This is a genomic window from Afifella aestuarii (assembly GCF_004023665.1).
In the GTDB taxonomy this organism is placed as follows: domain Bacteria; phylum Pseudomonadota; class Alphaproteobacteria; order Rhizobiales; family Afifellaceae; genus Afifella; species Afifella aestuarii.
The window spans coordinates 160763-178505 of record NZ_SAUF01000002.1; the positions used below are offsets into that span (position 1 = coordinate 160763).

Genomic DNA, 17743 nt, shown 5'->3' on the forward strand with positions numbered 1-17743 from the left:
ATGGTCGAAACCCTCCGGCCCGTGCCCCAGGCGCGGGCCGTTGCTCCTTATGTGGGCGGCAAAAGGCAGCTTTCCCGCCGAATTGCCGCGCAAATCGAGGCAACTCCCCACTCACTTTATGCGGAAGTTTTTGCCGGCATGGCCGGCGTTTTTTTTAAGCGACGGCTGGCGCCGAAAGTTGAAGTGCTGAACGATCTCGACCGAGACGTTAGCAATCTCTTCCGCGTCCTACAGAATCACCCGGCGGCGCTTATGGATCTCCTCGGCTGGCAACTCGCCAGCGTCGACGAGTTCAAGCGGCTCATCGGCCAGGACCCGGAATATCTGACGGATCTGCAGCGCGCCGCGCGCTTTCTTTTCCTTCAGCGTCTCGCTTTCGGCGGCAAGGTTGTCGGGCAGAATTTCGGGCGTGTTCGACGCGATCCGGCCCGGTTCCGCCCAGAAGCGCTCAAGCCGATCCTTGAAGCTGCGCACCGCCGCCTGCAGGGTGTCTGGATCGACTGCCTGTCGTGGGAGGTCTTTCTCGATCGGTGGGACAGGCCGGACGCGCTCTTCTATCTCGATCCGCCCTATTGGGGCACCGAGCACTATTACGGCGAGGGGCTCTTTTCGCGCTCCGACTTTGCCCGCCTGGCCGCGCGTCTTTCGGCGCTGCAAGGTCGCTTCATCCTCTCCATCAACGACGTGCCCGAGATCCGGCAGCTATTCAGTGCTTTCGATTTCGAGGAGGTCGATGTCACATATTCCTTGCAGGGCTCATCGAATGACGTCAGAGCCGGGGAGCTGATTATCTCGGGGGGCGGAGACGGCAGCCAATGATGGTATGCTGCCCGCTTGCAGTACAGGAGGGGCAGGTGACGGATCGTTCCGCGGGTATCGTTGGGCAGGCGGCTATCTCTGCTGTCTCGGCTATTATTGGCGGCCTCATTGTAGCAGTTCCGAGCTATCTAACCCGCGACCGGGAACTCGATGTTAAAATGGTGGAGATCGCCGTTGGCATCCTAGCCCAAGAGCCGAAAGAGAATATCGCGCCTGCCCGCAAATGGGCCGTTGACGTAATCGCGCAATACTCCAGAGTGGCTCTTTCGCCGGAGGTCCGCAATGCACTGACGACCGGTCAAGCTATTGGACCAGATTGGCTTGATCTCGTCGATCCGAGGAAACTTCCGGGACCGCTCGAAATGTCCCCGGGGGTGATTCATCCCGACGCTGTCGTCCCCAACGGTGCGATCCCCAAATAACAGAAGAAGCATTATCGCGCCGGCGGACTGCCCAGGCGGGGCAGGGGACAGCGGAGAGGATCACCCGCAAAGCGCTCTGGCCTTCGCTGTTTCATCGGTGAGGGGCGGAAGTGGCCACCATCCGGCAAGCCACTCATCCCCGATCGCTTGCCCGGGATACAGCGCCCAACCAAGCTCAAGGCCAATATTCCGCGTCCTCCCCATATTGCGGGCAACGAAACGCCGGCTCGACAGATGAGCCCATCGCGGATCCTCAATCTCTCCCGTGAGAACAAGGATCTCTGTTCCGTCTCGGGGCGCTTCACTGATCGGGCGCATGCTCATGGCACAAGCCTCGCTTCCGCGGCTTCCATGTCGGCCGCATTGCCGCTGTCTTCAGCCTTGCTTCGGTCGAAAGCGTCCAGCGGGTCCGCATCCTCCGGCAGATCGAGCGCAGCGCGAAGCTGCTCCTCTTGCCGGGCCACGCGCTGGCGAAGCTCCGCCTCCCGTCGCGCTTGAACAACGACATCCGCCTCCGACGCTACCGCCGGCGTCTCGATCGCGCGGCGCCAGCGGAGGAGCTTTTCGTCGGCGTGCGCCTTTCGCTTCGCCATCTCCGCCTCATCCGGCGGCGGGGGCTCTTCGGTGGCGCGCAGGAGCCGGTCGATGACGGCGCGCTCGCAGGCAAAGGGTTCGGCCATGCGCCGGACGAGCCGGGCGAGCTGCGGCGGGGTGGGGGCGTAATCGGTGGAGAGCCCCGAACGGTCCTGGAAGAACGCCTGCCGCGCCGCGACGGCGGCAAAGAGCGGCACGCCGTCGAGCGCCTCGAAATAGGCCTCGGCCCGAAAGGCCGCCGTCTCGGCGGACACGGGCATCAATTGCAGGATCGGGTTGATCAGCTCCTCGCCGAGCTCGCGCGGTGTGGCCGGCCGCAGCGACCGCTCCAGGACCGACATATGGCGACCGAGCCCGATGCGCTCCTCGCGCGTCAGTCCGCATCCCGCCCGCCACTTACCCTCCACCATGCGACCGTCGACACGCGGCGAGAGCAACGGCGGCGGCGATCGCCTCGGCGCGGCTTTCTCCCCGGTTTCGACGGGGCGCACGATCTGCTGATATTCCCTCGTCGCCATCCTCTTTCCTCCTGAAAAACCTGATGTTTCCGTGCCCGTCCGCCGCAGGCACCTGCACCGTCCGGCGCTCGCGCGCCTCCGTCACGGCGGCGGCAAAATACGACCAGGTGCGCACCGAGCCGGGCGGTCGCCGGAGCGCCACGGCCCGGATCGCCGGCAGAATGTCGGCCTCAAGCGAGCACCCGGCGGCAAGCCAGCGGAGCGGTTCGGCCGGGTCGGCGAGATGCGGCCCCGCCATCAGGGCCGGACCGGCCGCCTCGCGAAGACGGGCGAGAAGCTCCCCCGGCGAGACCGGAATGTCTCCCCTGGTGTTTTCGGCTCCGCTCGCTTTTTCGGGCCAGTTCGTTTTTTCGGGCACGCGCAAAGCAGCAGCAGAATCTCCCGAAAGGGAGATCTCCGTTGTTGGGGGCGCGCGTCGCGTGCGCACGCGTATGGTGCCACCCTGAGGGTGGCACCCCCTGCCACCCTGAGGGTGGCACCCCTGCCTCCCTGGAGGTGGCACCCCCCTGTCTCCAGATGATTGAGACGGGGAGGCAAGAGCCTCGCTTTCGGGAGACGGCACTCCCTTGAGACGAGACGGCCCGGCGGAAACGGCATCCATTTCCGGGCCATGTCGTCGACGGTCTGGCAGAGCGGCATCTGACCAGACCTGCGGCGGAACGGCATCCGCCAGGGGAACGGCATCCCCATGAGCGGGAACGGCATCCCGCCTCTCGGTCAGGACGGCACCCGACGCGAACAGATCGTATTGCTGGGCCGAGAACTCGACCGGGATTCCGGGCGCCTCGCGGCGAATGCGGTAGCGGCAGGCCTGGCCGGCGCCTTTGCCGGAGCGGATCTCGATCCAGCCGGTCTGTTCGAGGAGATAGAGCGCTGCCTGCAGCGTCTTGCGCGACACCGAGAGCTCGTCCGCCATCGTCTTCTGTTTGCGCGAACACCAGCCCGTCTTGGTCGAGGCCGCCTCGGCAATGAGCAACAACGCGTCCTTGGCGCTCGGCGTCAGCCGCCGGTCGCGGGCGACGCCGCGCGGCAGGATGGCGAGCCTTGGCCCTGATGTTTTGGGGCCCGTCATGCGGCCGCCTCGTCCGAAAGACCCCCCGAGGGGCCAAAGACAAACAGCTTTCCCAGGTCGAGGTTCGGCGTCGGCGCCGCGTCGCTGAAAAGATAACCGTGGCGCGCAAAAAACGCATTGCCATCGGCCTTGCTGCGCCATGCCGCCCCTCGGGGCAGCGACTCGGACGTGCTCGACCACAAAAACCAGGCATGGTTCTGGCTCGGCCCGTCTTTGAGCTGCGGCAGGTTCACCCAACGAATGCGGTTGAGAAGCGCAACCTTTCCAAGATAGTTCGGGCAGTCGCGAAAGAGGTGCGTCCGCGTGGCGCCGCTGTCGAAATCGACCTGCAGCAGCATGGCGAGCGAGCCGCCGCGAAACGCCAGCATGGCGAGCGCCCGCTCGACTGCGGCGAGCGCGAGGCGCCCGCCCGGCCCATAGGGCGGATTGGTGACGATCGCGCCGATGTTCCGGCGTGCCGCATCGGCGAGCGGCGCCTGAAAAAAATCCCGGCGCTCGACGGCGACAGGCGCGACGCAGTGGAGGTCTGACGATGCAAGCGGCGCGATGTCGGAGCCGACGAGGTGGCGATGCTGGGCCATGCCCAGCGCCGCCAGGATATGGCCGCCGCCGGCAAAGGGATCGGCGATTGCGACCGGCTGCGGCATGATCTGAGGCGAGGGCAGAAACCCCGCCGGCAGAGCGGAGAGCAGCGCCCCCGTCACCCAGAAAGGCGTGAAATAGCGGTCGTGTTCCGAGCGGCGATAGGCGCTTTTCGCTCTCATGTTTTGCGCCCCTCCGCGAGCAGGCGATGGAGACGGAAGAGCCGATCGTCCGGCAGGGTGAGCGCGGCGCGCACCGGATCCTCGCGAAAGCGATCCCAGGCCTCCTCCTCCGCGTCGATGACATCGGCCTCGACGAGGACATGCCGGTCGAGCGCGAAGAGCCTGGCGAGATCGGAGCGGAAGCGCAGCGCCGCTGCCGTTCCGGGTTCCTGGCGCTGCCATAGCGTGGATATCCCGTGCCGCCGGCAAATGGCGAGCACAGCTGAACGGCTCGGCGCGCCGACTGCCTCGGCGATCTCGCGCCCCGTGCGTGCGCCCGCCGCGATCGCCGTCCGGACGGCTTCGGCTTTCTCGTCCGGATCCCTCAGAGCCCACGCCTCGGCCTCTCTGGAACACCAGCTCATGCGGCTTCCTCGCCCGCCGCCGGCCTCTCCGCTGCTGGGGCCGCGCTGCGGCGCTCGTAGAACCGGGCGCGATGGGCGGCGCAGAAATGCGGCCCGTCTTCCTTTTCCACGGGCGCGCCGCAACAACGGCGCTGTTCGATCGGCGCTGCGTCGAGAAGCGCGGCGCATTGGCGGGGCGTGCGCTCGAGGAAGAGCACCCCGATTCCGCCGAGAGGTTCGGGGACCCCGTCGGACACATGCGGGGCGCGGTCGGACATATGGCCGGACACATCGTCGGACGCTTTGCCTCTCGGGGATACGGGGCCGGGCAAGGGCGCGGCCGGGGCAGTGGCCGGGGCAGCGGGCGGCTTCCGCCCGCGCGGCCGTCCGAGGCCGCCTTGCACCCCCGGAAGGTCGATCTTTGCCCGCTTGCACACGCCGATGATGGCGTTGCGCGACGGCACGCCGAGCGCCTCGGCGATCTCGTTGGCGCTGCCGGCACCCTCCGCGATCGCCGCTTCCACCGCACGCGCCTTCTGGTCAGGCCGCATCTCTCTCCAGCTGAGGCGATCCATGTCGTCCATCCCCGGCTCTCCCCCCATCATCGGCTCTCCCCCCATCACCGGCTGTCCCCGCTATCCGCCAGCCGCTTCTGCAGGCGCAGGAGCGCGTGGCTCGCTTCCTCCACCTCGATGAGGCAGTGCTTGCGTTCGCGTGTGTCGATCTTGCCGTCGGCGAGGGCTTCCAGAAGCGCCACGCTCGCCTCCGCGGTTTCGCGGGTGACGCCGGCGAGGAGCGCCGACCAGTCCGCTCGCGGCGCATCCTCGCTCTCGCCAAACGGGCGGAGCTCATAGCCTTGGAGCGCGGCGAGCGTTGCCAGGATCACCGGCTTGCCGGAGGCGCGGTCGACCTCCAGCGCAATGTCGAGCGGCATGAAGCGGCCGGAAAACTCGTCACCGGCCGAAGCGTATTTCGACAAGGCCGGATGCTGCACGCGGGTCGCATGCTGCACGCATTCCGCGCCGCCCGCCTCGCGCAGCGCGCGGCCGGTGGCCGCCTTGAGCCGGGCGCGCTCGGCTTCTGTCGTAAGACGTGTGCGGTCTGAACTCATCTCAGTCTCACGATGCGGAAAGATTGGAGGGCGCCGGTTCCGTGACCGGACGCGTCCTGCGTGGTGAAAAAGAAAAGAGCCGGGGCGCCGCGCGAGAGACGGCGCCCCGGCAGTCGGCCGGGAGCACGTCCGGCTGGGAGGCGCGGGGAGGATGGCGAGAGGGGGCCAGGAAAGAGACGGCAAGCATCGTCGTCACGCCTGTTCCGGCGCGATCCGGATTGCCCGGTCGGTCGGGGCGGAAAGGTCGACCTCGCCGGCATGGAGCGCGACCAGGAGATCGGTGCCGACCTCGGAAAGTCCCGCTGCATGGGCGGCCGCAATCAAGGTCGGCCAGCGGATGACGGGAATGGAACGCCGGCGCTTCCACTCGGCAGCGGTCGAAACCGGCACGGGCGGGTCGAAAAGCCCGGCGACCCGGGTGGAGCCACCCAGGGCGTCGAACAGATCCGCGATCGATGCGATGTCCTTCATGGCTCCACATTACGCGTTTTGCGTAACAAAGGCAACGCATCATGCATGACGCAAAATGCGATATGTCGCGCATGTCATCCGGACCCTCGGGAAAAAGCGACCGCCTGCGCCAGGCGCGGCAGGATGCGGGCTATGCCACGGGCAGCGACGCGGCCCGCGCGTTCGGCTGGGCGATCTCCACCTATCTCGGCCACGAGAACGGCGACCGCGGCTTTTCATCCGCGACCGCGGAGCGCTATGCGCGCGCCTTTCGCGTGTCGGCCGCCTGGCTGTTGACGGGTGAGATGGCGCCGGCGCGCAACCATCTGCGCGTGCCGCTCGTCGGCTATGTCGGTGGCGGCGAGCGCGTCGTGCCGATCGACGATCACGAGAAGGGCGCCTCGCTGGAGACGATCGATCTCGACTTCGCCGATTTCGATCCCGTCGCCGTCCGGGTGCGCGGCTCCTCGATGGCGCCGGCCTATCGCAACGGCGACGTGCTCGTCTGCTCGCGCGTGGAGGGTGCCGATATCGAGCGCGCCCTCAACCGCGACTGCGTCGTCATGACGGTCGACGGCGAGGGATATCTCAAGATCCTGCGCCCGGGCGACAAGCCCGGCACCTATCGGCTGCGCTCCTACAACCCGGCTTTCGAGGACATCGAGAACGTGGCGCTCGCCTGGGTCGCGCCCGTCAAGATGCGGCTGATCTCGTAAACCCCAACCCCGGATTTCGTAAACCGCCGAGCCTGGTTTCGTGACCTGAGAGGCTGATTTCGTAAACCCTCATCGAAGAAGCTTCATCAGCCTGTCGCGGCGCTGATCCTCAAGGCGGCGATCCTCGCCGGCAAGATCCACCATCGCTTCGGAAAATTTCTCGAAGAGCGCCACCTGGCCGCCGGACCCGCCGATGCGCGACATGCCGCCCGCCGCCTCGTTCAAGGTCGGCCGGTCGTTCACGATCCAGAGCCGCGCGAGATCGCGGTCCCATTCGCCGGGCTCGCGCCCATAGGCGTTGCGCGCCGCGATGTAATCGAGAAGGAGATCGACCTCGGCGGGGGCGAGCTCCCGGTCGGCGCGGGCGATCCAGATGAGCGCGCGAAGGCCGGGCCGTGCCCGGTTCATCACCGCCTGATGCGAACGCTTCACCTCCGACGGCGGATCGACGAAGCGCGCAAAATAGGCTTTGGGATCGGCGATCTCCTCGCCGGAGCGATGGTCGATCATGCGCAGAATCCTGTCGGCGCGAAAGGTGCGCTCCGCCTCGGCCGAGAAGCAATAGGCGTCGACATAAAGCGCCTGGCCGGAATCGGACCGGCCGGAATCGTAGACGTCCTTGACCTCGATGACGCGGCGCGACCGCTCGTCGTCGCGGTTCTGGTAGGTGATGCCGAAAACGAGACCCGAGACGGCATGCGCCTTGTTCGGGCCGGGCGGCGCCTCCGGCGGGCCCAGAGGCGGCCGGGGCGATGACCGGGAAGGGGCGGAACCGGACGCGCCTGAAACCCATGTGCGGGAATCGCCCGCGGATGCCCCTCGGCTTTGCTGTCGATGCGCGTCGTCGTCGTTGCTCGCGGCCCATCGCCGGGCGAGCCAGATCGCACCCGCGATCGCCATGATGATGATCAGCCATGTCATGCGCGAACCCGTTGCACAAACGGTCGAACGTCAACCCGGGATGCTAACGCGGCAGGGCGTGCGCGCACAGCGCGACGCGGCCCGCTGATTCGTCGCAGGAAAAACGCTCTTTGCGCAATTACGCAAAATGCGTTGACGTGATTACGCAAAACGCGTAACGTTCGCCTCAGTCATCTCGACGGAGGCTTCGATGCGCAACCCGCTCGACAATTCCCAGAACGCCTATCGCCCGGCGAAGATCTACAGCGCGTCCGGCGATGCCGATCGGCCGCTCCCGGTCTATTTCAGCGGCGACATCAATGCGCCGCGTGTGCCGCAGGATGCCTTCGGCCTGTTCGGGCCGTCGCCCGCCGAGCGGCGCCGGCGCCGGCGCGGCCATGTCGCCCTGACGCTGGCGCTCGCCGCGATCCTGACGCTCGCCGCTGCATCGATCGCGGCGATGGCCGATCCGGCGCTTGATCCGGCCTTGGGCGAAAAGCTCGCCGTCACCGCTTTCGTCGCGGGCTTTGCCGCCGTCGGCGCGCTTCTGGTCGCCTTCGTCATCGCGGCGGTTCAGTCGGGGCAGGGGCGGTCATGACATACGTTCCGACCATCATTCCGGACATCGGTTGTGCGGAGGTCGCGCGCGCCGTGGTGCTGCAGCGTCCGCATGAGCGGCTGGCCGCCTGCACCCGCCGCCTCGCCGGTCTGACCCGCCGCATCTGCGCCGACGCCGACGACCATGTCGCCCGCCTGCACGCGGTCGCCACGCTCCCCGAGATCGACAACCTCCTCGCCGAGATCGACGCGCTAGAGGCGGAGATGCGGTCATGAGCGCGCAAGACACAGCCTATGAAGGATGGGCGGCCTTGGAGCTGATGGGGCATCGACGTCGCGTCGGCTATGTGCGCGAGGTCGAGGCGTTTGGCGGCAAGCTTCTGCGCATCGACATCCCGGTGGAGGGCGCTGAGGACGTCACCGAATTCTACGGCTGCACCTCTCTCTATGCGCTGCGTCCCGTCTCCGAAGAGATCGCGCGCGACTATGCGAAGGCCTCCGGCGATCCGCGTCCGGTGCGTCCGGTCGCATACAGGATCGAAGAACGGCGCGAGGTCGACGATCGCGGGGTCGACGATGACGACATCCCTTTTGATGGAGAGGGCAATGTCTAGCTTTCTCTCTTTTTCCCTGCCCGCCGAAGCCCCCATCCCCGGGCATGGGCCCCGCCGACAGATTGTCCGGCGGGTGAGCGAGGCGCGCTCAAGCGCCCGAGCCGGTGCGAGGCCGGCACCTTCTCGCCCTGCAGACGAGGAGCGCCGCGGCGGCGCGATCTCTGCGGACGACGGCGCGGCCGGGCCTTCCGGTCAACCCCCAACCTGCTCCCCAGGGCCGGCCGGGCATGGTGCCCGCGCCCCGGCCGCGCCGTTTCAGATCCCAAGCCCAGGCGGCGCGCTGACGCATCACCGCCAGCACCCAAAACGAGGAGGCCGCGATGGCTGACGAGACACCCATGCCGAACGATGTCGTTCGCAAGCTCGCAGATGGCATTTTAATCGGGGTCGGCGAGCAGGCGCTTGCAGCGAGAGCGAAGCAGACCGGAGATGACCTCATGGCGTCTGACAATCCGGAGCTACGTCTCGCGGGCTCTCTTTATGAGCGCGGTTATCGCCAGGCGTGGCTGGATTGGATGGCGCGCGATGCGCTCCCAAAGGGACCCGCCGGCTTTGCCGAAGTCTCGAACTCATTTGCGTCCGTGACCGCCCTGCAGATCATCGAGATCGCTGCCTCTTACTGCGCCGGCGCGAGTCGATCCGGCCCGCTGATGCGCGAAATCGTCGACGTCATAACGGCGGACATCTCGAACAAAGCGCGCCATTTCGTCAAGCCGTGCGGCGAGGCGATCGATCTGCGCAAAAAGGGAGATGCGTGATGGCTGAAACAACCGACACGCGCGGCACCGGCGGTGTCGCGGCCGATCAGCTGCGCTCGCTGATCGAGCGCATCGAGCGGCTGGAGGAAGAGAAGAAGGAGCGCGCCGACGACATTCGCGACGTCTACCTTGAGGCGAAATCGAACGGCTTCGACACGGCCGTCATGCGCCAGGTCGTGAAGCTGCGCAAGCAGGACAGTGCCGAGCGGCAGGAACAGGAGGCGATCCTCGACCTCTACATGCACGCCCTCGGCATGGCGCCGGATGCGGGGGACCAGGCATGAACAGCATGACGAAGGAAGAGCGCATCGCGCTCGGTGAGCGGGTGGCGTCGCTCGAAATGGCGATCGCGAAAATCGAGAATGCGCGGAAACCGTTCGACGAGGCGATCAAAGTGATCGCCAACGCGCGCGACGAGATGCTGGAGGCGGCTGGCGTCACCGAGGTCCTCGGCTATTGCGAGACATGCGCGGTACCGCTCTTTGACGGCGACCGCGGCCATTACGCCTCCGAGCCCGGTCTTTACTGGTGCGAAGAGCACGCGCCCACCTGGGGCGAGCTGCGGGAAGAGGTCGAGGCGCTGCCTGACGGCGCGGCGAGCGACGGCGGATGGACGAAGGCTGAGCTCCTCCGCATGTGCGTGCTGCACGATCCGAACGAACGCAATGTGTGGGTGCTGTGATGAGCGCGGACACCAAGATCGAATGGTGCGACGCGACGTGGAGCCCGTGGCTCGGCTGCACGAAGATCGCGCCGGCCTGCGACCATTGCTATGCCGCGTCTTGGGCGAAACGCACCGGCTCGCCGGAGCTTTGGGCCGGCGAGCGCCGGCGCACGAGCACGGATTATTGGAAGCGCCCCTTGAAGTGGAACCGCGAGGCCGAAAAGGCCGGCACGCGGAAAAGCGTGTTTCCGTCGCTCTGCGACCCCTTCGACAACCAGGTGCCGAATGAATGGCGCCGCGATTTCTTCGATCTGATCGAGGCGACGCCGCACCTTCTGTGGCTGCTGCTGACGAAGCGCCCGCAGAACATTCTGCGCATGGTGCCGCTCGATTGGCTCCATTCCTGGCCCGAGAATGTCTGGCCCGGCACGACGGTCGAGGACCGCAAGCGCGCCGGCCGCAATCTTTGGGAGCTGGCACAGGTGCATTCGCGCGTGCGCTTCATGTCGGCCGAGCCCCTTCTTGAGGGCTTCGATCTCACCGCGATCGAAAACCCGCACGGCGAGACGTTCAACGCGCTGACGGGCTTCGTCAACGACGACATCGGATGGGTTCAGGCCATCGACTGGGTCATCTGCGGCGGCGAGAGCGGCCCGAACGCCCGGCCGATGCATCCCGATTGGGCGCGCGACCTGCGCGATCAATGCGCCGAGCACCGCGTGCCGTTTTTCTTCAAACAGCATGGCGAGTGGATCGGCGTGCCGGACCTGCGGCATCTGCCGGGCGGGTCGGGGCCTGGCATTGGAGCCTTCGATCACTGCGAATACGACCAAGAACACGAGGCTGTGCGCATCGGCAAGGCGCGGGCCGGTCGGCTCCTGGATGGTGTCGAGCATTCGGCCGTTCCGGACGTGCTCGCGAGGGCAGCAGCATGATCCTCACCTGCCACGACTGCCCACGAAAACTCGCTTTCTGCGGCATCGGTGCGGCCGCCAGGCGGCGCTATGCCGGACTCTTCGGCTGGCTGGAGAGGGCCGGGCATTTCGTCTGCCCGACATGCGGCGGCGAAAGGTGACCGCGGCGTGCGCGACCCATGAGGCCCCGACGCGGCCCGTGCTCCGGTGGCACGGCGGCAAGTGGCGCCTCGCGCCGTGGATCATCTCCCATTTCCCGGCGCACCGCGTCTATGTCGAACCGTTCGGCGGAGCTGGTTCCGTGCTCCTCAGAAAGCCGCGCGTCTATGCCGAGATCTACAACGACCTCGACGATGAGGTGGTGACCCTGTTTCGTGTTCTGCGCAATCCCGATCTCGCTGAGAGGCTGATCGACTTGCTGCAGCTGACACCCTTCGCCCGAACGGAGTTTCGGGCCGCGTATGAACCGAGCGACGATCCCGTGGAGCAATCGCGGCGGCTGATCATCCGGTCGTTCATGGGCTTCGGATCGAACGCCCATGCGAGCTGGGAAAGGGGGGCTGGGTCAACCGGCTTTCGGGCAGACAGCCGTCGCGACGGCACGACACCGGCGAAGGACTGGTCGAACTATGTCGGCATGCCATCCGGCGGGTGGTTCAATTCAAGCAGTGCGCGCGCCAGAGGAAGCCATCCGCAGAAGGCTCATTCCGCCGATTGGGAGCAATTCCCGGGGGCACTTCCTGCCTTCATCGACCGTTTGAGATGTGTCGTCATCGAGAACCGTCCGGCGTCGGAGGTAATGGCGCAGCACGATGCGCCGACGACGTTGCACTACATCGATCCGCCTTATCTGCCGGAAGTGCGCGGGATCTCGCGAGGGGGTGGAGGCATGCGTGCGCTTTACCGCCACGAAATGACGCGAGACGATCATGCCGCGCTGCTGGAGGCGCTGCGCGGCCTCGCCGGTATGGTCGTGCTCTCCGGCTATCCAAGCCCGCTCTACGACGACCTCTTGCCCGGCTGGCTGCGCGTAGAACGCAAGGCCTATGCCGATGGCGCGCGCGAGCGGACCGAGTGCCTGTGGCTCAACCCGGCGTGCCAGGATGCACTCGGCCATGGGCCCCTGTTTGCCGGGGGCGAGGCATGACCCGCGACCTCCTCGCCACGCGGCGGCGGGCCCCCCAGGCAAGGGGCGGTCTTGCCGAGCTGACGCGGGCGCGCGCGCTCGCCGCGTCGCTGGTGTTGCGGCATGGCGAGGAGTTGTTGCCGATTTTCGACAGGCTCGACCGCGAATGTGCCGCTCTGGAAAAGCGCGAAGACGCGCTCGACCGCGTGCGCGCCATCGCCGCGACACGGGCCCAAGCTGCGGCCGGGTGAGGGAGGGGAACCGAGATGAAGACCGCCGATTTTCGCAAAGAGCTGATGGCGATCATGCCGGGATATCGTTGGACGGTGCACAAGGGCGGCAGCCCGGCGCGCATGGCGGCGACGGGCATTCAGTCGAGCGGGTTCAACCGCCTCTCTACTCTCCGTGTCGTGCGGACCGAAAAGGACGGCCGCGTCTGGTATGACGCCGCGTCGTCCGATTATGGCGCTCGCAGCGACTGGGAAGAGCGTAACGGAGACCTGACGCTGGCGCGGGCGCTGCGCGGGCTGCAGTCTCATTATGAAATGAGGCAGGTCAAGTTCGGCCGTCTCGCCACGTCTTTGCAGAGAGGGCGAAAGCCGGACGACAACGCGGTGCGCCGATGACACGGCCCCGCGAAACCGACCTCAAAACCCTCCGCGCTCTGGCGGCCGACATGCAGGCCGCGCGCGCCGAGCGGGCGGTGAACAACCTCGTCTATGTCGTCCATGCCGACGCCCTGGCAGCGGCCTCGGAGGCCGCGCTCGCCGCGGCGATGGCAATCCGCGCCGTGCATCTGACGCGCGTCACCGCAAAGGACGGCCGCCACGCCGGAGATCCCCGCTGGCTCGCCCGCGCCGCGACCCGCTGTCACGAGATCATCAATGCCTGGGAGGCGAACAATCATGACGACCGAAGCTGCGGCTAAAGCCTATCTCGCCGAGCATCTGTCGGTGTGGGGCGACAAGGAATATGCCGTCTTCAATCCGCACCAGAAGCCCGATGACGAATTGCCGGTCATCTACGGCTTCAACAACGGGGGCCGTCCCGGCTGGTACAGCGGCGTCTTGCTCGCGGAAGATGGGCAAGTGCTGGGCGGCCACATCTGTTCTGCCGAAGGCTACATGCCGCACGATCTCGGAGTCGTGTGCGGCTCGCGTCCCGATCGGCACGAGATGTTTCGGAAGCATTACCCGGACGGGTACCGCATGGATTTCGTCCCGCTCCGTGAGGTCCTCACACATGCCGGACTGGATGCCGCATGTCAGCGCAACAAGGCGAAGGGCGAGGCCGATGGCTGAGGGGAGCGGTCAGGACAGAACTTGCGGCGCGGACGATCCCGATCGCCTTCGGATATATGCGGCGATACAGACGCTCCTGGCCGGAGAGCCGCGCCTATCGGCAATCGCAGCTCTTGCTGACAGTCTGGCCGCCGGCGTTGGGCAAACGGTGGAGGCGCCTCAGCAGGCGCGAGAAGCTCTGCAGGAGCTTTCCGGCGACATGTATCGGTTCGTACTGAACAACTGGTGCTATCTGCAAGCGCCGCAGAGCGAGATGCATGATGAGCCGGGCCATGGGTGAGAGATCATGACCGCCGTTCCCTATGCGAGCGCCACGAGCGGCGCCGCGGCGCGCGCCGAAATCTCCAAGATCCTGCAGCGCTTCGGCTGCTCGTCGGTCGGCTTCATGGACGATTACGAGGCGAAAGAGGTGGTGCTCGCCTTCACCCATCGCGGCCGCAACGTGCAGCTGCGCGCCTCCGCCAGGGGCTGGGCGGCGATGTATCTCGCTGCCAACCCATGGACGCCGCGCCGGCGCAACAGCCGCGCGCAATACGAGGCCGACGCGCTTAATCAGGGGCTGGTCGCGGTCAACTCGATCCTCCGCGACTGGATCAAGGGACAGGTGACGGCCGTCGAATGCGGGGTTCTGTCGTTCTCGGCCGTGTTCATGCCGCACATGCTGAGCCACGAGGGCAAGACATTGATCGAGCTCGTCGAAGAACGCGGGCTGTTGCCGGCGCCTCATGCGGACGGCCAGGACTGAGAGAGGCCGACATTGTTTTTGTTCTTTGTCGGCCTTCATCAGCCCGCCGACGCACAGCACTTCGATCTCTGTTGCATCAGCATCAACCGTCTGCGAGGGCGTAAGAAGCCAGTAGCCTGCAGTCGGGTCTTGGTGGACAGCGGTGCGTTCACCGAGCTCCACCTTCACGGCGAGTATCGGCACAGCGTGTCCATCTATGCCCTGGAGCTTCATCGGTTGCATACAGCGGGTATCATTCAGATCGCCGCTGCCGTTGCACAGGACTACATGTGCGAAGCGTTCATGCTCGCTAAGACCGGGCTGACCATCGCCGATCACCAGCGGCTCACAATCGAGCGGTACGATGCCCTGGCCGCCGAACTGGATCGGCTGTTTGGTGGGACCTGCCCCTTCCCGGTCATGCCCGTGCTTCAAGGGTACACGCCGGAGGATTATGTCCGGCATGTGCGCATGTACGGCGATCGATTGAAGCCGGGAATGTGGGTCGGTGTCGGGTCGGTATGCAAGCGCAACGGCTCTCCGGAGCGCATTGTCGAGGTGCTTGAGGCAATAGCGGCGGTACGTCCCGACCTTCGTCTTCACGGCTTCGGGGTGAAGCAGATTGCTCTTATGCACCCAGGCGTTCGCACGCTGCTGGCGACGGCCGACAGCATGGCGTGGTCGTTCGCAGCTCGCCGTCGCGGTGGCAACGCAAACTGCTGGCAGGAGGCTAGAGGGTTCGCCATGAAGATTTCGCAGACGACGGCCCGCACTCCGGAACCGTGGCAAATGTCCTTGCCGCTGGCGGCGGCATGAGACTCCACAAGCTAATCCGTTTCCGACATTGTGCGCTCCGATCAAGGAGCCGCGATGCCCAACCGCCTCAATCTGCCAGGCTGGGCCGTGAAGCTATCGCGGCGCCTCATGCGGACGGCCAGGACTGAGAGAGGCCGGGAGATGCCGGACTTCTATTGCGACGATTGGGCGTGTCCGGCCCGCCCGCAACCCGCTGAGCCTGGCCCGAGCGACGTGGGGCGTTCAGAAGGACGGAACTCCCCGACCCGTGGCGAGGCCACTTCGAAGTTCTCCACGAATCACGCGATCGTCACGCATCCCGCGTTTCGGCTCGGCTTCCTCGACATGCAGCACGGACGCCCCTTCGACCACGAAAAGATCGTGGAGCGCATCCTTGCCGAGACGCCCGCCTCCGCCCTCAAACGCATTGGCTGGGACTGCGATCTGCATCTCCTGCTGGGGCGAACCGCATTATCGCAGGCCCGCTATGAGGAGGGGCGCCTCCTGCAGCTCATCTACGGCATAAGGTGCCGCGGCTGGGGCCATCCGGATTATCCGCCGAGGGGCGTGATTGATTGGCTCGTGAAGATATCCCTGAGCGAATCCCCACCCTCTTCGGACTGTTTGACTTGACCAGACGGCCCGCCGGGCGCAGCATCACCCCATCAGATCAGCGCCCGTTTTGCATTACAATGCGCCCTACAAATGGCCCTACGTGCGATTGCGAGGCGCCCTGAAAGCCCCCGGAAATCGGCGAAATGAGCCCTCCTTGCCGCGCGGTTCGAATCCTCTCCGGTGCGCCATTTCCCCTAAAAATCAGAATTTTCGCTCTCGCATTCTGTCGAGTGGCTCTTGAGCCCGCTTGCTGGGTTTTCTTCGTTTGCGCCGGGCCGGCGATGCAGGCTTTCCGAAAACGAGCGCATGTCGGCGGGCGAGTGAGGCTGTCGGGCCATGTCCCCTGTCAGACCATTTCCAAGGAATGGTCTTCGATCCATTCGTCGAAAGCGATGATAAGAGGGCTGAGCGATCTTCCCCGTTCGGTGAGCGAGTATTCGACGCGCGGAGGGACTTCAGGGTAGGCGAACCGGGTCACCAGACCCGCACCTTCGAGCCGTTTGAGCGTCTGGATCAGCATCTTTTCGGAGATGCCGCCGATCCTGCGCCGCAAGGCGCTCGTTCGCATCGTCCCTTCGCTCAGCGCATGCAACGTCAACAGCGACCATTTCTCTGCAAGCAGGGAAAGCACTGCACGTGCCGGACAATCCGGGTTCATGACGTCGCATTCGAGATTTCGAAAATCAGACATTTTAAAACTTACCAATAGGTAGGTACTTCCTAGTTCAGGTGTACCTTCTTAGTTGTCGTGCTTCAACCCACTCTTGGAGCAATTTCGATGCGCTTTTTATCGATCGTCACCGGCCTCGCTCTTGCGGCCGCTGGCTCTCTGCCTTTGGCCCTGGCCGCGCCGCAAGGCGCCGGGTCCGACGTGGAGATTGCCGTCACGTCCCCGGCACAGCAGCAGGCGCCGGGCTATTACAGGTTCAAACTGGGCGAACTCACCATCACCGTCCTGTCCGATGGCACCGCGGCAATACCGTGGGATGAAATCCTGAAGGGGATGTCGCCTGAGGAAATCCAGGCGACCTTCGAGAAGGTGGGCGAGACGACGCGACGCGACACGTCGATCAACGCGTTTCTGATCGATACGGGCTCGAGGCGGATATTGATCGATGCGGGCGCCGGCGCGCTGTTCGGTGCGTGCTGTGGACGCCTGCCCACGGTTCTGCAACAGGCCGGCTATCCCGCCGAAACGATCGACGCCGTTCTGCTCACCCATGTTCATGGCGATCATTCGGGAGGCCTGACGGTCGCGGGCGAGCGCGTCTTCCCGAATGCCGATATCTACCTTTCGCAAGCCGAATATGACTATTGGATGAGCGATGACGAGCGCGCGCGGGCGGGCGAAAGCCACAAGAAGATGTTCGCCGAGGGGCGCGCGGCTTTGGCGCCTTACGAGGCGGCCGGCAGGCTGCATTTCTTCACCGGCGAGACGGCGCTGTTTCCCGAAATCACCGCCATTCCTGCGCCGGGCCACACACCGGGACACAGCTTTTACCGGATCGCCAGCCAGGGGCAGCATGTTCTGGTGGTGGGAGACATCATCCACGCCGCCGAAGTGCAGTTTGCGCGTCCCGACGTCACTGCGGATTTCGACGCCGATCCGGCGCAGGCTCGGGCGACGCGCGAACGCACGCTTGCCGAGCTGGCTGAGACGCACGAACTGATCGCCGCCGAGCATGTCACTTTTCCGGGCCTTGGCCATGTGACGCAAAACGGCAGCGGCTATCAATGGACGGCGCAGCCCTACCAGGGGAGGATCACCAAGGCGGCCAAGTGATCCGCTTCCCGTGATCCACCTCAGCGGGATCCAGGTCGCCGGGTCATCGGCTTCGGCATGAAGGAGGCCTATGGCGCAGACATAGCTCTGCTTTCGCCCGGTGCGCATATTTTGGCCCTGCAGGCGCGGCTGCGCGCGTGGA

Annotated in this window: 28 protein-coding genes; 19 read left to right on the forward strand and 9 right to left on the reverse strand. The window is 65.7% G+C overall.

All coding sequences use genetic code 11. From position 1 onward, the window contains the following. Both EO094_RS09190 and EO094_RS09195 read left to right on the forward strand, forming a co-directional pair. Complete coding sequence (locus EO094_RS09190) at window positions 1-819, forward strand: DNA adenine methylase (protein ID WP_128292028.1); 819 nt, start codon at window positions 1-3, stop codon at window positions 817-819. A 35-nt stretch (window positions 820-854) separates the two neighbouring features. Continuing rightward, window positions 855-1241 (forward strand): hypothetical protein, encoded by a 387-nt coding sequence (locus EO094_RS09195; protein ID WP_128292029.1) that lies wholly within the window; start codon window positions 855-857, stop codon window positions 1239-1241. 320 nt (window positions 1242-1561) lie between these two features. On the opposite strand, the gene EO094_RS18435 is transcribed toward EO094_RS09195, so the two are convergent. The 7 genes from EO094_RS18435 to EO094_RS09220 form a co-directional block, all read right to left on the reverse strand. Further along, window positions 1562-2245 (reverse strand): hypothetical protein, encoded by a 684-nt coding sequence (locus EO094_RS18435; RefSeq protein ID WP_164879610.1) that lies wholly within the window; start codon window positions 2243-2245, stop codon window positions 1562-1564. Beyond that, a complete protein-coding gene (locus EO094_RS09200; protein WP_164879611.1) occupies window positions 2232-3425 on the reverse strand; it encodes a helix-turn-helix domain-containing protein in 1194 nt (397 codons plus the stop codon). Before EO094_RS09200 ends, EO094_RS18435 begins: the two co-directional genes overlap by 14 nt. Beyond that, window positions 3422-4189 carry a TRM11 family methyltransferase gene (locus EO094_RS18440; protein ID WP_164879612.1) on the reverse strand — a complete coding sequence of 256 codons (768 nt, stop codon included), beginning with the start codon at window positions 4187-4189 and terminating at the stop codon, window positions 3422-3424. Before EO094_RS18440 ends, EO094_RS09200 begins: the two co-directional genes overlap by 4 nt. Further along, window positions 4186-4593: a hypothetical protein gene (locus EO094_RS09205; RefSeq protein ID WP_128292031.1), complete on the reverse strand. Its 408-nt coding sequence runs from the start codon at window positions 4591-4593 to the stop codon at window positions 4186-4188. Before EO094_RS09205 ends, EO094_RS18440 begins: the two co-directional genes overlap by 4 nt. After that, entirely contained in the window at window positions 4590-5156 is a 567-nt protein-coding gene (locus EO094_RS09210) for a hypothetical protein (RefSeq protein WP_128292032.1), read from the reverse strand. Before EO094_RS09210 ends, EO094_RS09205 begins: the two co-directional genes overlap by 4 nt. Before the next feature lie 35 nt (window positions 5157-5191). Beyond that, the gene (locus EO094_RS09215; RefSeq protein ID WP_128292033.1) at window positions 5192-5683 is read right to left on the reverse strand and encodes a phage regulatory CII family protein; all 492 of its coding nucleotides are present in this window, start codon (window positions 5681-5683) and stop codon (window positions 5192-5194) included. A 192-nt stretch (window positions 5684-5875) separates the two neighbouring features. Beyond that, window positions 5876-6154: a carph-isopro domain-containing protein gene (locus EO094_RS09220; RefSeq protein ID WP_128292034.1), complete on the reverse strand. Its 279-nt coding sequence runs from the start codon at window positions 6152-6154 to the stop codon at window positions 5876-5878. A 41-nt stretch (window positions 6155-6195) separates the two neighbouring features. Here EO094_RS09220 and EO094_RS09225 point away from each other — a divergent pair, with 41 nt between their 5' ends. Continuing rightward, window positions 6196-6849, forward strand: coding sequence for a LexA family transcriptional regulator (locus tag EO094_RS09225; protein ID WP_128292035.1), 654 nt, complete (start codon window positions 6196-6198; stop codon window positions 6847-6849). A 69-nt stretch (window positions 6850-6918) separates the two neighbouring features. Here the strand turns inward: EO094_RS09225 and EO094_RS09230 are convergent, their stop codons facing one another. After that, complete coding sequence (locus EO094_RS09230) at window positions 6919-7770, reverse strand: WYL domain-containing protein (RefSeq protein WP_128292036.1); 852 nt, start codon at window positions 7768-7770, stop codon at window positions 6919-6921. Window positions 7771-7960: 190 nt separating this feature from the next. On the opposite strand from EO094_RS09230, the gene EO094_RS09235 reads away from it, so the two are divergent. The 15 genes from EO094_RS09235 to EO094_RS09305 all read left to right on the forward strand — a co-directional run bounded on the left by EO094_RS09235 (window position 7961) and on the right by EO094_RS09305 (window position 15836). Further along, the gene (locus EO094_RS09235) at window positions 7961-8347 is read left to right on the forward strand and encodes a hypothetical protein (RefSeq protein ID WP_128292037.1); all 387 of its coding nucleotides are present in this window, start codon (window positions 7961-7963) and stop codon (window positions 8345-8347) included. Continuing rightward, entirely contained in the window at window positions 8344-8583 is a 240-nt protein-coding gene (locus EO094_RS09240; RefSeq protein WP_128292038.1) for a hypothetical protein, read from the forward strand. The genes EO094_RS09235 and EO094_RS09240 overlap by 4 nt, the downstream gene beginning before the upstream one ends. Next, entirely contained in the window at window positions 8580-8921 is a 342-nt protein-coding gene (locus tag EO094_RS09245) for a hypothetical protein (protein ID WP_128292039.1), read from the forward strand. The genes EO094_RS09240 and EO094_RS09245 overlap by 4 nt, the downstream gene beginning before the upstream one ends. A gap of 320 nt (window positions 8922-9241) precedes the next feature. Next, window positions 9242-9679 (forward strand): hypothetical protein, encoded by a 438-nt coding sequence (locus tag EO094_RS09250; protein WP_128292040.1) that lies wholly within the window; start codon window positions 9242-9244, stop codon window positions 9677-9679. Further along, window positions 9679-9963, forward strand: a complete 285-nt coding sequence (locus tag EO094_RS09255; protein WP_128292041.1) for a DUF2312 domain-containing protein — start codon at window positions 9679-9681, stop codon at window positions 9961-9963. The genes EO094_RS09250 and EO094_RS09255 overlap by 1 nt, the downstream gene beginning before the upstream one ends. Then, window positions 9960-10361 carry a hypothetical protein gene (locus EO094_RS18445; protein ID WP_164879613.1) on the forward strand — a complete coding sequence of 134 codons (402 nt, stop codon included), beginning with the start codon at window positions 9960-9962 and terminating at the stop codon, window positions 10359-10361. Before EO094_RS09255 ends, EO094_RS18445 begins: the two co-directional genes overlap by 4 nt. Continuing rightward, window positions 10361-11278: a phage Gp37/Gp68 family protein gene (locus EO094_RS09265; protein ID WP_128292043.1), complete on the forward strand. Its 918-nt coding sequence runs from the start codon at window positions 10361-10363 to the stop codon at window positions 11276-11278. The genes EO094_RS18445 and EO094_RS09265 overlap by 1 nt, the downstream gene beginning before the upstream one ends. 178 nt (window positions 11279-11456) lie before the next feature. Continuing rightward, window positions 11457-12404 (forward strand): DNA adenine methylase, encoded by a 948-nt coding sequence (locus EO094_RS09270; RefSeq protein WP_246008450.1) that lies wholly within the window; start codon window positions 11457-11459, stop codon window positions 12402-12404. Continuing rightward, entirely contained in the window at window positions 12401-12634 is a 234-nt protein-coding gene (locus EO094_RS09275; RefSeq protein WP_128292045.1) for a hypothetical protein, read from the forward strand. The genes EO094_RS09270 and EO094_RS09275 overlap by 4 nt, the downstream gene beginning before the upstream one ends. 15 nt (window positions 12635-12649) lie before the next feature. Then, window positions 12650-13009, forward strand: a complete 360-nt coding sequence (locus EO094_RS09280; RefSeq protein WP_128292046.1) for a hypothetical protein — start codon at window positions 12650-12652, stop codon at window positions 13007-13009. Continuing rightward, on the forward strand, window positions 13006-13311 hold the full coding sequence (locus EO094_RS09285; protein ID WP_128292047.1) for a hypothetical protein: 306 nt from the start codon (window positions 13006-13008) through the stop codon (window positions 13309-13311). The genes EO094_RS09280 and EO094_RS09285 overlap by 4 nt, the downstream gene beginning before the upstream one ends. After that, a complete protein-coding gene (locus EO094_RS09290; protein WP_128292048.1) occupies window positions 13289-13684 on the forward strand; it encodes a hypothetical protein in 396 nt (131 codons plus the stop codon). The genes EO094_RS09285 and EO094_RS09290 overlap by 23 nt, the downstream gene beginning before the upstream one ends. A 286-nt stretch (window positions 13685-13970) precedes the next feature. Then, window positions 13971-14429, forward strand: coding sequence for a hypothetical protein (locus EO094_RS09295; protein ID WP_128292049.1), 459 nt, complete (start codon window positions 13971-13973; stop codon window positions 14427-14429). A 12-nt stretch (window positions 14430-14441) separates the two neighbouring features. Continuing rightward, window positions 14442-15224 (forward strand): deazapurine DNA modification protein DpdA family protein, encoded by a 783-nt coding sequence (locus EO094_RS09300; protein ID WP_128292050.1) that lies wholly within the window; start codon window positions 14442-14444, stop codon window positions 15222-15224. Between the two features lie 54 nt (window positions 15225-15278). Next, window positions 15279-15836, forward strand: coding sequence for a hypothetical protein (locus tag EO094_RS09305; protein ID WP_128292051.1), 558 nt, complete (start codon window positions 15279-15281; stop codon window positions 15834-15836). Between the two features lie 328 nt (window positions 15837-16164). Here EO094_RS09305 and EO094_RS09310 read toward each other — a convergent pair whose 3' ends face one another. Further along, complete coding sequence (locus EO094_RS09310) at window positions 16165-16509, reverse strand: winged helix-turn-helix transcriptional regulator (protein ID WP_128292052.1); 345 nt, start codon at window positions 16507-16509, stop codon at window positions 16165-16167. A gap of 87 nt (window positions 16510-16596) precedes the next feature. Between EO094_RS09310 and EO094_RS09315 the strand changes: the two genes are divergently transcribed. After that, the gene (locus tag EO094_RS09315; RefSeq protein ID WP_128292053.1) at window positions 16597-17601 is read left to right on the forward strand and encodes an MBL fold metallo-hydrolase; all 1005 of its coding nucleotides are present in this window, start codon (window positions 16597-16599) and stop codon (window positions 17599-17601) included. The last annotated feature ends 142 nt before the right edge of the window (window positions 17602-17743 follow it).